Below are 15,083 nucleotides of genomic sequence, written 5' to 3' on the forward strand. Positions count from 1 at the left end.
GGGGTCCGGGCCCGGCGATGACCGGGCGGGCGCACAGCCTCGTACGCTCCGGCACCGACGGTGCCCTCGACGTACTGCATCCCGTGATCACGCTCGTCCGGGGGCTCGGCCGTCTGGTCGTGCTCGCCGTGCGCTGGTGGTGCCGGACGCCGAAGGAGCGCCGCGGCCCGGTGCTCTTCCTGCTGGGAGTGGGCGTGCTGGTGGTGGCGCTGATGCCGTGGGGTCCGGCGTTCGCCGTGGTCCTGGTGGTGGGCGCCGCCGCCTGGCAGGGCCGGGAGGGCGCAGGCGTGGGCGCCGATCCCAGCGAGGAGGAGAGTGCGCGGCTGCAGGCGGTCTACGAGGCGCTGGTCCCCCTCTTCGCGCTGCCGGACGATCCGAACCCGCAGCCGCTGTTCGCCCACGACGGCAGCTGGGAACGGGCTTTCGAGGAGATCGAGTTCGCCGACGACGGACGCATCGGCCGTCTGCTGCTGCGCTATCCCGCCCACTTCCGTGACAGCGACGCGAAGCTCCGCTTCCTCGTCGAGCGGCTGCTCGGCGCCAAGTCGGGGCGCGACCGCGAGTACCGCTTCGTGTGGGACGAGGAACGCAACGAGTTGGAGATGACCGTCCCCGAGCCGCTGCCCGAGGGCATCCGCGCCCAGCGGTTCGTGACGGGCCCGGGCGAGGTCGTCCTCGGCTTCACCGACGCGGACTCGGTGCACCGCCGGGTGCCCGTCACCGATGCGGGCCAGGCGCGCGACGTCCCCCCGGTCGTGTGGCGTACGGGCGCGCGGGCGACGGAGTCGCACCTCCTCGTCGTCGGTGCGCCCGGTGCGGGCTCGACCACGCTGCTCCGCTCGGTGGTCCTGCAGGCTCTCGAACACGGCGACGTCCTGGTCGTCGACGGCAGCGGCTCCGGGGAGTACGCGTGCCTCGCGGGGCGGGCCGGCGTCCTCGCCGTGGAGACGTCGCTGACGGGGGCGGTGGCGTGCGCGGAGTGGGCGGTGCACGAGACGGAACGGCGCCTGTCCGTGGCGAGCCGCGCCCGGCAGGCGGGAAATCTCGTCCCCGACGACGCCCGGCGGCCGCTGTGGATCGTCCTCGACAGGCCCGCCGCGCTGAGCCATCTGGCCCGTACGGAGGGCAGACGCGACCCCCAGGAGCTGCTCCAGGTCCCGCTGCGGCACGGGCGGGCGGCGAACGTGACGGTCGTCGTGGCCGAGCACTTCGAATGCGCGGACGAGCTGAACCGCGCCGTGCGCTCCTACTGCAGGGCCCGCGTCGTGCTCGGCACGGCGTCTCCTGAGGAGGCCTGGTCGGTGCTCGGCGTGGACGCCGTCTCCCCGCCCGGGCCGCTCACGCCTCCGGGCCGCGGGTTCGCACGGCTGGGCGCGGGCCCCGTGCTCCGGCTCCAGGTTCCGGCGACCCCCGACCCGCTCGACGACGCCGCGAACGAGGGCGAACGGCGGGCCGTACTGCGGCTGTTGCCGCCTCCGGCGAGCGGGCGCACAGCGGGCGGCACGGGTGTCCGGACGCGGGAACCGGGCATGCCGGTGCCGCCGGAGCCGTCCGCTCAGCAGGGAGCGCACCCCGCCGTGCCGACGGCCTCCGCGCCGGAGAAGAGCGTCACCGGTACGGCAGCGGCCTCGGCCGCAGCGGCGCCCCTGGCGGTCTCGGAGCAGCAGGCAGGCGCTCAGGCCACGTAGGTGCGGGGGACGTCCCCCTCGGGGACCGCGCCCGTACGCACCATGTCGGCGGCTTTCGCGAGGCGGGCGACCGCCTCGTCGACGAGCGGATCGGCGACGGTGAAGAGCAGCCGCACGTAGCCCTCGAAGGCACCGTCCACCCCGAAGCGGGTCCCTGCGGGCACCCGTACCCCGATGCGCTCACCGGCGTCCGCGATGCGCGAGCCGGACAGCCCGCCCGTACGCGTCCAGAGGGTCAGGCCGCCCCGTGGAACGGTGAACTCCCAGTCGGGCAGCCGGTCCCGCAGGGCGGTGACGAGCGCGTCGCGGTTCTCCCGGGCCCGGGCGCGCCGCACCGCCACCGCCGCGTCCCAGCCGTCGCCCGTCATCAGGCGGGCGACGGCGAGCTGTTCGAGTACGGGGCTGCCGAGGTCCGCGTAGACCCGGGCCGCGACGAGGCTGCGGATCACCTCCGGCGCGGCACGCACCCAGCCGATGCGCAGACCCGCCCAGATGGCCTTGCTGACGGAGCCGACGGTGATGACGGCCGAGCCGCCCGGGTCGAACGCGGCGACGGGACGCGGGAGTTCGGCCTCCTCGTCGAGAGTCAGATCGGTCATCGACTCGTCCGCGACGAGGACCGTCCCGGCCGCCCGCGCGGCCGCCACCAGGTCACGCCGCTGGTCGTCCGTCGCGAGCGCTCCCGTGGGGTTGTGGTAATCGGCGATGACGTAGGCCATGCGGGGAGCCGTGTCCCGGAACGCCTGCTGCCAGGCGGGCAGGTCCCAGCCCGCCAGTTCCGCCGCCATCGGCACGGGCACCAGCCGAGCGCCGGCGTCCCGCAGCAGGTGCAGCACGTTGGCGTACGAAGGGTGCTCGACGGCGACCCGCTCACCGCGCGGGGTGAGGAGACGCGCGAGGGCGGCGACGGCCCCCATGGCACCGGTCGTGACCATGATCTGCTCGGGCATGGTGGGCACACCGCGCGCCGTGTAGCGCTGGGCGAGCGCCTCCCGCAGCGCGGGGAGTCCGGCGGGGTAGTTGCCGTGCGTGTGGGTGTAGGGCGCGAGATCGCCCACCGCGCCCCGGAAGGCGTCGGTGAGATGCGGTTCGGGGGCCAGGAACGAGGCGCAGGCGAGGTCGATGACCGAACCGGCGGACTCGGGCGGCAGCGGTTCCAGTCCACGGGTGGGCAGCGGCTTCCCGGCGGGGACCGCGGTCCAGCTGCCGGAGCCGCGACGCGACGCGAGGAAGCCGTCGTTGCGGAGGGCCTCGAAGGCGGCGGCCACCGTCGTCCGGCTGACGCGCAGGGCCGAGGCGAGTTCGCGCTCGGCCGGGAGGCGGGTGGCGACCGGCAGGCGGCCTTCCAGCACGAGCAGGCGTACGCCGTCGGCCAGCGACCGGTACGCGGGCACGCGGTGTCCGGCCTCCGCCGCGGTGGCGGCACGCTGGGAGGCCAGCAGCCGCGCGAGCTGCGGCGCTCCGACAGCAGAGGTCCACTGCGCCATGATTGCGGTCCACCTTCCCCGGATTGGCCATGGATGTGGCCTGATCGACGGTTCCAGACTGCCACGCATGCACTCGCCGGCGCCAGGAGTCCTGACGCGGCACGCAACGCAGCGCGGCGTAGCGCCGACGCGCTGCGGAGCGCCGAAGGGGGCCCGAGGGCTCGACGGAAGCCACGAGGCCAGAGATGCCGAGGGATACCGAGGAACGTCGCGGAATGTCGGGGGACGTCGGGGGACGTCGAGGAAAGGGGCCGGTCTTGCCCGTCTTCAAGGCAGCGCGCGGTACCGGCCGGGCAGCACCCGGCGGGCCGCGCAAGTACCTCGGCCGCCGTCTGACGCAGCTGTACGCGGGACTGCTGCTGTACGGGGCGAGCGCCGGCCTGATGGTCCAGGCCGGCCTGGGGCTCGACCCGTGGGACGTCCTCCACCAGGGCGTCGCCGAGCGCACGGACCTGTCGATCGGCGTCGTCGCGATCATCGCGAGCGGCGTGGTGCTGCTGCTGTGGGTGCCGCTGCGCCAGCGCCCCGGCCTCGGCACGGTCTCCAACGCCCTGCTGGTCGGGCTCGCCATGGACGGCACGATCTCCCTCGTACCCACCCCTGACGCGCTCGCGGCGCAGATCCCGCTGATGGTGGCGGCCGTCGTCCTCAACGGCGTTGCCACCGGCCTCTACATCTCGGCGCGCTTCGGCCCCGGCCCCCGCGACGGACTGATGACGGGGCTGCACCGCGTGACGGGCCGTTCGATCCGGCTCGTACGCACGGGAATCGAAGCGACCGTCCTGGTCTCCGGCTTGCTGCTGGGCGGCACGGCCGGGGTCGGCACCGTCCTGTACGCGCTGGCGATCGGCCCTCTCTCGCAGCTCTTCCTGCGGGTGTTCGCGGTCCCGGGGCCTCCCGCGGCACCCGTCCGCGGGGGCGGCCCGGCGGACGGCGAGGACGTACGGCCGCCCTCACCCGCGCCGCCGCACGAACCCCGCGCATAGCGCGCCGCGCACGGCCAAGACCGCGGCGCCTGGCGCACCCCGCTCCCGCCGCGGGACGGCCCCGCGCGATACTGCGGCGGTGATGAGCGCCGAGCATCCCGCCTCCCCCGGGCCCCCGCACCGCGCCCGCCCCGCACGCCGGGCGCCGCGGCATCCCTTCCTCGACCATCCGGCACCCCTGGCCTTCGCCCACCGGGGCGGCGCCGCCGAGGGCCTGGAGAACACCTTCAGCGCCTTCGAGCACGCCGTGCGGCTCGGCTACCGCTACCTGGAGACCGACGTGCACGCCACGGCCGACGGGCAGCTCGTCGCCTTCCACGACGCCACGCTGGAGCGCGTGACGGACGCCCGGGGCGTGATCGGCGAGCTGACCTGGTCCGAGGTGCGGCAGGCCCGCATCGGCGGCAGCGAGCCGCTGCCCCTCATGCGGGACCTGCTGCGGGCCTTCCCCTGGGCCCGCTGGAACATCGACGTCAAGGCCGACGCCGCGCTCCTGCCCCTGCTCGAACTGCTCGCCGAGCAGGAGGCGTGGGCACGGGTGTGCGTGGGCTCCTTCGACGAGGCCAGAGTGGCGCGGGCCCAGGACCTCGCCGGTCCCCGGCTCGCCACGTCCCTCGGGACCCGCGGGGTGATACGCCTCCGGCTGCGCTCGTACGGCCTGCTCCCGGCGTGGGCGGTGCGGCGCGGCGCGGTGTGCGTGCAGGTCCCCGAGCGTCATCGTTCGGGGATTCCGGTGGTCGACCGGGCCTTCGTTCGGGCCGCCCACGCCCGCCGGATGCAGGTGCACGTCTGGACCGTCAACGAACGGGATCGGATGGAGGAGTTGCTCGACCTGGGAGTTGACGGCATTGTGACCGATCACATCGAGACACTGCGCGAAGTCCTCACCGAGCGGCACGCGTGGCTGCCCGGCCCTTCCCACTAGCCGGACCGCAGCACGCGCGCGCCCGCCGCGGACGCGGACGGGACGGGCAGCGCGTGCAGGCACCACGAGGTGCCGCGGAGGCAGGGGGACAGCTGTGAGTGCAGTCGTGACCGACGCCGGAGCCGGGGACGGCACGGCCGAGCGCCGCCGTGAGCAGCGCGGCTGGTACTTCTACGACTGGGCCAACTCGGTCTTCTCCACCTCGGTGCTCACCGTCTTCCTCGGGCCGTACCTGACGGGGATTGCCAAGGCCGCCGCCGACGCCGAGGGTTTCGTCCATCCGCTGGGCGTCCCGGTGCGGGCCGGTTCGTTCTTCGCCTACGCGGTCTCCGCCTCCGTCCTGCTGTCCGTGCTGGTGATGCCGCTCGCCGGCGCGATAGCCGACCGGACCGGCCGTAAGAAGCCGATCCTCGGAGTGGCCGCCTACGTGGGCGCCGGGGCCACATCCGGGATGTTCTTCCTGGAGGGCGAGCGCTACCTGCTGGGCGGGGTGCTGCTCGTCGTCGCGAACGTGGGCTTCGCGGTGGCGGCGGTGATCTACAACGCGTTCCTGCCGCAGATCGCGGGGCCGGAGGAGCGGGACGCCGTCTCCTCACGCGGCTGGGCCTTCGGCTACGCGGCGGGCTCGATCGTCCTCGTCGGCAACCTCGCCCTCTTCCTCGGCCACGACTCCCTCGGAGTCACCGAGGGTTCGGCCGCCCGCATCTGCATCGCCTCGGCCGGAGTGTGGTGGGCCGTCTTCACGATCGTGCCGCTGCGGCGGCTGCGGGAGCGCCCGGGGACGGCCGCGGGTGAACGCGTATCGCTGCTCAGCGGCTGGCGGCAGCTCGCCGAGACGGCGCGTGAACTGCGGCGCTACAGGCTCACGATGCTCTTCCTGCTGGCGTACCTCGTCTACAACGACGGGGTGCAGACCGTCATCACGCAGGCGTCCGTCTTCGGCTCGGAGGAACTGGGCCTGGACCAGACGACCCTCATCTCCGCGATCCTGCTCGTCCAGGTGCTGGCCGTGGCCGGGGCGCTGCTGATGGGGCGCCTCGCACAGCACTACGGCGCCAAGCGCACGATCCTCGGGTCCCTTGCGGCCTGGACGGCGACGGTCGCCGCCGGATACTTCCTGCCGGCCGGCGCCCCGGGGTACTTCTTCGTGCTGGCCGCGGGGATCGGGCTGGTGATGGGAGGCAGCCAGGCGCTGTCCCGTTCGCTGTTCTCCCAGCTCGTACCGCCCGGCAAGGAGGGGGAGTTCTTCTCCCTGTACGAGGTGAGCGACCGCGGGACGAGCTGGCTGGGACCTCTTGTGTTCGGGCTGGCCTACCAGCTGACGGAGAGCTACCGCGCCGCGATCATCTCGCTTCTCGTCTTCTTCGTCCTCGGTTTCGTCCTGCTTCTGCGGGTACCGGTGGAGCGGGCGGCGAAGGCCGCGGGGAACCCGTTGCCGGAGCGGATTTAGGACATGCGGCGGCGGCCCGGTAGTGTACGCCCCCGACTCGCCGGATGGAGCGTTACTGCACGGCGGGAGATGAGATCGCTGGGTGACATCTCCTGCCAGTTGTGACAAACCGGTCATTGGTGGGTATCAGAAGGGCGGCACGACGGACGACGCATCTCCCGTTTCGGGAATCTTCACCGCCGACCGGACGTTGACCAGATGACGACGACAGCGACATACCTGTCCTGTGGGCGACAAGCCCGGGAGGCACGAATTCATGAGTGAGCGAGCTCTTCGCGGCACGCGACTCGTGGTGACCAGCTACGAGACCGACCGCGGTATCGACCTGGCACCGCGCCAGGCCGTGGAGTACGCATGTGAGAGCGGCCATCGCTTTGAGATGCCGTTCTCTGTAGAGGCCGAGATCCCGCCCGAGTGGGAGTGCAAGGTGTGCGGTGCACAGGCACTCCTCGTGGACGGCGAAGGACCGGAGGAGAAGAAGGGCAAGCCGGCGCGTACGCACTGGGACATGCTCATGGAACGGCGCACCCGTGAGGAGCTCGAAGAGGTTCTCGCGGAGCGGCTGGCCGTGCTCCGGTCCGGCACGATGAATCTCGCGGTCCACCCGCGGGACGGCAACAACAAGCGCAAGTCCGCCTGAGGGCCTGAACGGCGCGGTCAGCACCGCGTCGGGCGCACAGCGGCTTCGTGAACACGAACGCGGCCCGGTGACCATCTCGCATGGTCACCGGGCCGCGCTTCGCTGTGCGGACTCCGGCCGGGGCGCCGGGGCGCCGGGCCGCTCAGCGCGTGGGCGGGTCGTCGTCCCGTACGACCTCGCCCTCGATGACCTCGCCCTCGACGATCTTGCCGTCGGGGCGGTGGATGCGCATCTGCTCCTCCGCCTTGCGGGCCTGCTGGTAGGCGTCCCCGAGGCTGCCGGGCGCGAAGCCCGAGCGGCGCTCCAGGTGGCGCCGCGTACTGCGGCGCATCAGCGCGGCGGTCGGTGGGAAGAGGCACAGCAGCCCGGCGGCGTCGGAGAGGAGGCCGGGCACCATCAGCAGCAGCCCGCCGAGCATCAGCAGCGCGTTCCCGCCGCCCGCGCGATCGTCGCGTCGCGGCGCTTCGCCGCCCGCTCCCCCGGCGGCCTGGGACTGCGCCTGCTGCACCTGCTCGGAGAGCCTGCGCCAGGCTCTCCGCCCGGCGCGCTTGATGACGACGGCCCCCACCACGAACCCCGCCACCAGCAGCCCGAGCACGGCCAGACCGCCGGCCGCGTCGGCCACGAGAGTCAGAAGCCAGATCTCCAGCAGCGCCCATGCGGCCACCGCGAGCGGGAGGAACCGACGGACGCGGGAACGCGGGACGGGGTCACGGCCCTTCGCGGCGCCGGGGGTCTCGCCGCCCGGCTGCTCGCCGGAGGGCCCGTAGGGAAACGGTGCACGGCTCGTCATGGTTCAAGTGTGCCTGTGGCCGAGCAGCCGCTTCACCCGGCCCTGCACACCCCAGACGGCGACCCGCCACAGCGCCTCCGTCGCGATGCTGCGGCTCATCTTCGAGTCGCCGCGCTCACGCTCGACGAAGGTGATCGGCACCTCCACGACGTGGAAGCCCGCCCGGACGGCCCGGTGGGCGAGATCCACCTGAAAGCAGTACCCCTGTGAGGCCACGGCGTCGATGCCCAGGCCCTGCAGCGTCTCGCTGCGGAAGGCCCGGTAGCCGCCGGTGACGTCCCGCAGCGGGAGGTCGAGGAGCACCCTCGAGTAGAGGCTGCCGCCCCGGGAGAGGATCTCGCGCGACCGCGGCCAGTTGACGACCCGGCCGCCCGGCACCCAGCGGGAACCGAGCACCAGATCGGCCCCCTTCAGAGCGGTGAGCAGCCGCGGCAGCTCCTCCGGCTGGTGCGAGCCGTCGGCGTCCATCTCGACCAGCACGCCGTATCCGTGCTCGATGCCCCAGCGGAAGCCCGCGAGGTAGGCGGCGCCGAGGCCCTCCTTGCCCTTGCGGTGGAGGACCTTGATCCGGTCGTCCTGGGCGGCCAGCTCGTCGGCGATCTTGCCTGTCCCGTCGGGGCTGTTGTCGTCGGCGACGAGGATGTGCGCCTCGGGGACGGACTCGCGGACGCGCGCGGTGACGAGCTCGATGTTGTCGGCCTCGTTGTACGTCGGGATGATCACCAGAACACTGCCGAGCGGACCGTACCGCCGCCGCTGTCCGCCGTCCGTCACTGCTGCCCCTCTTGCTTCTGCCGTACGTGCCGCGTCTGCTGCGCCTGCCGGACGGACCGGCTGCGCCCGGCGAACCAGGCTGCGGCGCAGGAGAGGACGCCCACCATAGCGAGCAGCCACTCCGGGGCGGCGCCGACGCGGTCGGCCAGCGTGGTGTCGTCGCGCAGGGGCAGCGTCGCGGTCAGCACGTCCCGCTCGAACTCCTGCGTGCGCTGCTGGATGGTGCCGTCGGGGGCGACCACGGCGCTGATGCCGCTGGGCGCCGCGGTGACGACCGCCCGGCCGTGCTCGACCGCGCGCAGTTTCGACATCACCAGCTGCTGCTCCGGCTGGCCCGTCCTGCCGTACGTGGCGTTGTTGGTCTGCACGACGAGGGCGCGCGCGCCGGCGTTGACGGTGTCCCTGGGGATCTCGTCGTAGGCGACCTCGAAGCAGATCACGTCGCCCAGGCGGGCGGGGCCGGTCTGCAGCACGCCCGTGCGGTCGCCGGGCCAGAAGTCCCGCGGGATGCGCTGAAGCCGGGTGATGACCTTGCTGAGCTCGTCGCGGAAGGGCACGTACTCGCCGAAGGGCACGGGGTGCTGCTTTGTGTAGGAGGCGCCCGGTCCCTTCTTCGGGTCCCAGACGATCCCCTGGTTCTTGACGTAGCCCTCACGGCTGGGGTGGTCGACGAGAGCACCGACCAGGATGGGGACGCCGATCGCCTTCGCCGCCTGGTCGATGCGGTCTCCCGCCTCGGGCCACCTGTACGGGTCCAGATCGGAGGAGTTCTCCGGCCAGATGACGAGTTCGGGCTGCTTCACCTTCCCGGCCTTCACCTTGCGGGCGAGGTCGAGCGTCGCGTCGACGTGGTTGTTGAGGATCTTCATGGGACGCCCGAGGAACTCCATGCCGGGCTGCTGCACGTCCCCCTGCACGACGGCGATGTCGGCGGTGTCGTCGGCGGCGGTCGGGACGGGCACGGCGTATCCGGCCCCGGTGACGGCGACCGCGAGCGTCAGCGAGCCCAGGAGCGGCACGAGGTCCGCGTAGCTGCGGACGCCCGCCGGTACGGGGGTGCTGGAGTCGGGGTCGGTGACGCGCTCCGACTGCACTTTGCGGCGCAGTCCCCACAGCGCCAGCGCGGCACCCGCGAGAGCGGTCCCGGTGAGTGCGGCGGCGAAGGTGACAAGCGGCGCGCCCCCGAGTGCGGCGAGCGGCGTGTAGGGCGAGCCGGTGTTGGCGAAGGCGATGCGCCCCCACGGAAAGCCGCCGAAGGGCGTACGGTCGCGCGCCCACTCCTCCGCGACCCACAGGCACGCGCCCCACAGGGGCCACAGCGGCAGACGTGACGTGACGGCGAGCGCGGCACCGAGGAGCAGGACGAAGAGGCTCTCGAGGAAGGCGAGGCCCAACACGGCGTCCCAGCCCACCACATGGAGCCACTTGAGCAGGACGGTGAAGAAGGGCCAGCCGAAGGCGAAGCCCGTCCAGGCCCCCTGCCGGACGGTGCGCCCACGGGTGAGCAGGCTGAGCGCGGTCACGGCGAGGATCGACAGCGGCCACAGCCCGTAGGGAGGGAACGCGAGAGCGAGGGCCACGCCGGCCGCCGCGGCGGCAGCGGTGCGCGGCGTCTCGCGCCGTATGAGGCCGTTGAGGCGGCGCAGCCGCCCCTGCCGGGATGCGGGCGCCCCGTCTTCGGCGGGCTCCGAGGGGTGCTGCACGGTGGCCGGTCCGGCGTCCGCGGCGCCGGTGCCGGTTCCGCCTTCCTCCTCCTTCTGCAGGCTGCGGGGCGGCTGCGTCCCGTCGGGGGTGCCCGGCCGCTCGGCGGGCCGGCCGCCCGCGGCGGATGCGGCTGTGGTGTCGGAACCCGATGGCACGATCGCGCCCTTCCTGCAGGTCGTGAGGTCGTGATGTGACCGTATAACGCGCGGGCGCCCCGACGGGGCGTGGGTCGGCAATGCCGGGGAGGAAATGAGGGGCCTGACACGCTCGCACGGCACGTCCGGCGGGAGGCGGATCGGCGGGGCTCCAGGATCTTGCCCGGCTCAGCGCCGCGGCGCTGCGGAGGCGCGGAACCCGTCGGAGACGAGGCTCTGACGAGGGGTGCGGCTGCCGGGGCCTACCGCCGGCTGCCGCGAGGGCGCGGGCGACGGGTCGGGGCCCGGTGCCCTTCGGGCCGACCTGGGACCCGCTGGCTGCGAGTCGACCGAGAGCCGTTGTCTACTGAGCATCCGGGCCCCACCCGGGTCGCACCTGCCGGCCAGCCTGAACCTTCCGCCCCCGTGCCGTGGGCGCTGGACCTGGCTCCCAGTGGTGGTGTCCCGGTGCGGTACACCACCCTCTGGCCCAGCGGCGTTCGACGACTGCGCGAGGGAGTGGCAAGCCGGACGTCCTGTGGTGGACCTGGCCGAACCTACCCGGCTGCGGGCGTCGCCTGTCAACAGCGACGCTACCTGCGGCGTTTCGTCGTAACAGCAGGTCAGTGCTGTGCGGCCCGGGCGGCGCCCGGCGGCTGAAGGGCCGTCAGGCACCCGCACATGACGCGCATACATCACTCGTTCGGGCGCCTGAAGACGGTACGTCCCCCCACCACCGTCCGCAGGCAGACGGGCAGTTGGGCGCCGGGGGTGAGGTCGGGCAGGCCGGGGGTGCCGGAGCGGGGGTCGGTCGACCAGTTGGCGACCCGCGTATCGGGGGCCTGCACGATCAGTGCGCCGGTGCGCCAGAGCGCGTAGTCCGCCGGTGCGCCGGGGACGAGGACGCCCGCCTCGTCCTCGCCGGCCGCACGCCGGCCGCCGCGGGTGTGTGCCGTGAAGGCGCCGCGTACGGAGATGCGGTGCTCCGGTGTGCGGTGGAAGGCGGCGGCGCGGATCGTGCCCCACGGGTCGAGCGGAGTGACCGGACTGTCGGAGCCGAGCGCCAGGGGGACGCCCGAACGCAGAAGCGCAGCAAAGGGGTTGAGGGTCGCGGCGCGCGCCGGGCCGAGGCGGGTCGCGTACATGCGGTCCTCGCCTCCCCACGCCGCGTCGAAGGCGGGCTGGACGGACGCGGTGAGGGCGAACTCGGCGAAGTCGGCGATGGTCTGACCGGTGAGCATCTCGGCGTGCTCCACGCGGTGCCTGGCGGCCCGTACGCGGTCGGTGCCTACCTCCTCGGCGGCCGCGCGCACTCCCGCGGTGACGGTGGCGACGGCCGCGTCGCCGATGGCGTGGAAGCCCGCCTGGAGACCCGCACGGGTGCAGGCCGCCACGTGTGCGGCCACCGCGGCGGTGTCGAGGTAGCCGGCCCCGGTGTGCTCGGCGTCGGCGTAAGGGGCGGACAGGTGTGCGGTGTGCGAGCCGAGCGAGCCGTCGACGAACAGATCGCCCGCTGCACCGACGGCGCCGAGGGCACGCACGCGGGCGGCGTCGGCGGGCGAGGTGACGGGTTCAGCCCAGTAGCCGCGCACGTGTGGCCCGTCGATCTCGGCCGCCAGGGCGAGGAGCGCGGTGAGGTCGTCCTCGGAGGAGATGTCAGGGCCCGCGCACTCGTGCAGGGCGCCGATGCCGAGGGAGGCGGCGTGTTCCAGCGCCGCCCGCTGGGCTTCCGCCCGGCGGGCGGGCGTCAGGGTGCCGTGGGCCCGCCGCCGCGCGGCGTGGTGGGCGTCGCGGGTCAGCGGCTCGCCGTCGTCGAAGCCCGTCATGTCCCGGATGCCGGGGACGAGGTCGAGGAGCGCGGTCGTCACCAGCGCGGAGTGGGCGTCGGTGCGGGTGAGGTAGCACGGCCGCCCGCCCGTGGCCTCGTCGAGTTCGCCGCGCGTGGGGTGACGGCGCTCCGGCCAGGCCGTGCTGTCCCAGCCGTGGCCCAGCAGGACGGTGTCGTGCGGACGGGACGACGCGTAGGCGGCGATACGGGCGAGGGCCTCGCCCAGGGTGGGCACGCCGCTCAGGTCGAGTCCCGTCAGAGCGAGTCCCGTCGCGGTGGTGTGCACATGTGCATCCGTGAAGGCCGGGGTGACGAGAGCGCCTTCGAGCCGCACCGTCTCGTCGACGCCGTCGGCGAAGGAGTCGGCCGCTCCCTCGGAGCCGATCCAGGCGATGCGCCCGCCCTCGGTGACCATCGCCGTGGCGAAGGGGTCCGCGGGGCTGTGGATCTCACCGCCCCGCAGCAGGACGGTGTGGTTCTCGCGCTCGCCGGGCCTCGTGCTGTCGCTCATGGCGACAGTCTCCCGCCCGTCCCCGCGCGGAGGCAGGGCGGGTCGGCGTCCCGCACCGCTCCGGGGCGATGCCGCGTCCGGGGGGGTCAGATACGGGGAGGGCGCGCCTCGTACGGCGTGGAGAGCACGACCGTCGTACGGGTGGACACCCCGGACAGGGAGCGGATGCGGGCGAGCAGGTGCTCGAGTTCGATGGGGGTGCCGACGCGCACCTTGAGGATGTAGTTCTCGTCGCCCGCGACGCTGTGGCAGGCCTCGATCTCCGGTACCTCGGCGAGACGTTCGGCGATGTCGTCGGGGGCGCTGGGGTCGAACGGCTTGACCGAGATGAACGCCGTCAGCGGAAGCCCGACCGCCTCGGAGTCGACGAGCGCGGTGTAGCCGCGGATCACACCGCGCTGTTCGAGCCGGCGCACGCGCTGATGCACCGCCGAGGTGGACAGGCCCGTGGCCTTGCCCAGATCGGTGTAGCTCATCCGCCCGTCCTTGACGAGCAGCTCGACGATTCGCCTGTCCACTTCCTCCACAGCAGGTCAACCTACTGTGCCGCGCACGCTCAGGCACAGCGGGCGCATGGCGGAAGCGCAGGGGGAGCACACGGTGTGACCAAGGCCACACACGTGCACCCGTGTCCCCGGGCGCGCGGAGATTACCCGTGTGACGCCACGGGAAGTGCTTGTGTGGCCGGGGGCGAGATGCCCGGCAGGTCCACCCGAGGGGGATTTGCATGCGCACTGTGAAGCGGGTCCGCACGTCCGTGTCCGCCGCCGAGGCGGCTGTACGGGAAGCCGCGGTACCCGAGGCATACGAGAGCGAGACGTACGACATCTTCCGGGTGGCCTGCCCGGACTGCGGGCAGGCGATCGCGCTGCTCGCGGAGGAGGACAGACTCCCCCGGCACGGACTGTGCGCCTCGCCGTGGGACCCGTTCGGGCTCACGGTGTGCCAGGGCTCCGGCCGGGCGGCCTCCGAGGCCGCGTCCCTGGGCCAGGACGGAGGCCAGGAACACGATGTGACGGCCCTGTTGACCCTTCCGGAGGGTCTGGACTGGCGGATGCAGCCCTTCTCCCACGCGGGCCGCCCCGAACCGGTCCGCTGACCCGCCCGTCGCGTGAACCGCCGAGCGCGGACGCGCGACTGATTCACCGGCGTCCGCCGGATCACCTTTCCGCCCCTATGAGCTGCTGACGTACCGGCGCCCATCTCGCGCGAGGCGGGCGCCGCCACATCGGGTCGGCACGCCGGGCGACGTCACCGCGAGGCGATCCCGTCGAGGGGCCTCCTCGTCCTGCCAGGGACCCTGCTCCCGCCGCCCGGTCCGGACGGCTCCGCGCCGTGCGCGCGTGACGGACTGCGGCTCGCGGGGTGACCTCCGCGCGGTGCTGGGCACCCGGGCTCCCGGACGTAGCCGAGCACAGTCGAGTGAGGCCCCTCATGGCACAGACGAAGACACGGCCCGAGACGTCACGGCAGGCGCGCGAGCGGGCGACCGTGCGCACCCTCCTGGAGCGGCACGGCCAGACCTACGCCGAGCAGGCGGGCATCACGCTGCGCGACACCCCCTCCCCCCTCTACCGGCTCCTGGTGCTCTCGCATCTGCTATCCGCGCGGATCCGGGCGGACATCGCGGCCGCGGCCGCGCGAGCGCTCTCCGACGCGGGCATGAAGGACGCGCGCCGGATGGCCGACGCGACCTGGCAGCAGCGCGTCGACGCCCTCGGCGTCGGCGGATACCGGCGCTACGACGAGCGGACCGCCACCCAGCTCGGGGAGGGCGCGGAGCTGCTGCTGAGGGAGTACCGGGGGGACCTGCGCCGGCTGCGGGACGATCCGCGTCCCGCGGAACGGCTCCGGGAGGTGCCGGGCGTCGGCCCCACCGGGGTGGACATCTTCCTGCGCGAAGTGCAGGAGGTGTGGCCCGAGTTCAGGCCCTACTTCGACAAGAAGGCGCAGGACGGCGCGGAGCGGCTGGGGCTGCCCCGTTCGCCGGAGAAGCTGAGCGCGCTGATCGCCCAGCGCGACAGCGCCCGTCTGGCAGCGGCGCTGGTTCGGGCCGCGCTCGACAAGAAGGTGGTCGACGACGTGCTCGGCGGGGAGTGACGCCGCTCCCCGCGCCCGCCGTGCGAGGGCGGCGGCCCGGTAGCCCCGGCCGCCGCCCCGCCC

At 73.5% G+C, this 15,083-nt stretch carries 13 protein-coding genes; 7 read left to right on the forward strand and 6 right to left on the reverse strand.

The features are described from left to right. The first annotated feature begins 17 nt into the window (after positions 1-17). Positions 18-1,688 (forward strand): hypothetical protein, encoded by a 1,671-nt coding sequence (locus tag H181DRAFT_RS00665; RefSeq protein WP_074467654.1) that lies wholly within the window; start codon positions 18-20, stop codon positions 1,686-1,688. Here H181DRAFT_RS00665 and H181DRAFT_RS00670 read toward each other — a convergent pair. Further along, entirely contained in the window at positions 1,676-3,175 is a 1,500-nt protein-coding gene (locus tag H181DRAFT_RS00670; RefSeq protein WP_045862159.1) for a MocR-like transcription factor YczR, read from the reverse strand. The genes H181DRAFT_RS00665 and H181DRAFT_RS00670 overlap by 13 nt on opposite strands. Before the next feature lie 257 nt (positions 3,176-3,432). On the opposite strand from H181DRAFT_RS00670, the gene H181DRAFT_RS00675 reads away from it, so the two are divergent. The 4 genes from H181DRAFT_RS00675 to H181DRAFT_RS00690 all read left to right on the forward strand — a co-directional run bounded on the left by H181DRAFT_RS00675 (position 3,433) and on the right by H181DRAFT_RS00690 (position 7,176). After that, positions 3,433-4,161 (forward strand): membrane protein YczE, encoded by a 729-nt coding sequence (locus H181DRAFT_RS00675; protein ID WP_045862160.1) that lies wholly within the window; start codon positions 3,433-3,435, stop codon positions 4,159-4,161. A gap of 82 nt (positions 4,162-4,243) precedes the next feature. Then, on the forward strand, positions 4,244-5,086 hold the full coding sequence (locus H181DRAFT_RS00680; RefSeq protein WP_078895394.1) for a glycerophosphodiester phosphodiesterase family protein: 843 nt from the start codon (positions 4,244-4,246) through the stop codon (positions 5,084-5,086). Positions 5,087-5,180: 94 nt separating this feature from the next. Beyond that, entirely contained in the window at positions 5,181-6,536 is a 1,356-nt protein-coding gene (locus H181DRAFT_RS00685; protein WP_045862161.1) for an MFS transporter, read from the forward strand. 256 nt (positions 6,537-6,792) lie between these two features. Further along, a complete protein-coding gene (locus H181DRAFT_RS00690) occupies positions 6,793-7,176 on the forward strand; it encodes an RNA polymerase-binding protein RbpA (RefSeq protein ID WP_028434437.1) in 384 nt (127 codons plus the stop codon). Between the two features lie 142 nt (positions 7,177-7,318). Here H181DRAFT_RS00690 and fxsA read toward each other — a convergent pair whose 3' ends face one another. The 5 genes from fxsA to H181DRAFT_RS00715 all read right to left on the reverse strand — a co-directional run bounded on the left by fxsA (position 7,319) and on the right by H181DRAFT_RS00715 (position 13,447). Further along, on the reverse strand, positions 7,319-7,969 hold the full coding sequence (gene fxsA / locus H181DRAFT_RS00695; RefSeq protein WP_045862162.1) for an FxsA family membrane protein: 651 nt from the start codon (positions 7,967-7,969) through the stop codon (positions 7,319-7,321). A 3-nt stretch (positions 7,970-7,972) separates the two neighbouring features. Further along, positions 7,973-8,743: a polyprenol monophosphomannose synthase gene (locus H181DRAFT_RS00700; protein ID WP_045862163.1), complete on the reverse strand. Its 771-nt coding sequence runs from the start codon at positions 8,741-8,743 to the stop codon at positions 7,973-7,975. Beyond that, the gene (lnt, locus tag H181DRAFT_RS00705) at positions 8,740-10,446 is read right to left on the reverse strand and encodes an apolipoprotein N-acyltransferase (protein ID WP_074467676.1); all 1,707 of its coding nucleotides are present in this window, start codon (positions 10,444-10,446) and stop codon (positions 8,740-8,742) included. Before lnt ends, H181DRAFT_RS00700 begins: the two co-directional genes overlap by 4 nt. An 830-nt stretch (positions 10,447-11,276) precedes the next feature. Then, positions 11,277-12,920, reverse strand: coding sequence for an amidohydrolase (locus H181DRAFT_RS00710; protein WP_045862165.1), 1,644 nt, complete (start codon positions 12,918-12,920; stop codon positions 11,277-11,279). Positions 12,921-13,006: 86 nt separating this feature from the next. Beyond that, entirely contained in the window at positions 13,007-13,447 is a 441-nt protein-coding gene (locus H181DRAFT_RS00715; protein WP_045862166.1) for an Lrp/AsnC family transcriptional regulator, read from the reverse strand. 200 nt (positions 13,448-13,647) lie between these two features. On the opposite strand from H181DRAFT_RS00715, the gene H181DRAFT_RS00720 reads away from it, so the two are divergent. Beyond that, positions 13,648-14,019: a hypothetical protein gene (locus H181DRAFT_RS00720; protein ID WP_052708394.1), complete on the forward strand. Its 372-nt coding sequence runs from the start codon at positions 13,648-13,650 to the stop codon at positions 14,017-14,019. A gap of 335 nt (positions 14,020-14,354) precedes the next feature. Continuing rightward, positions 14,355-15,020: a hypothetical protein gene (locus tag H181DRAFT_RS00725; protein WP_045862167.1), complete on the forward strand. Its 666-nt coding sequence runs from the start codon at positions 14,355-14,357 to the stop codon at positions 15,018-15,020. Positions 15,021-15,083 lie beyond the last annotated feature (63 nt).

The organism is Streptomyces sp. WMMB 714 (assembly GCF_900090125.1).
GTDB classification, from domain to species: domain Bacteria; phylum Actinomycetota; class Actinomycetes; order Streptomycetales; family Streptomycetaceae; genus Streptomyces; species Streptomyces daqingensis.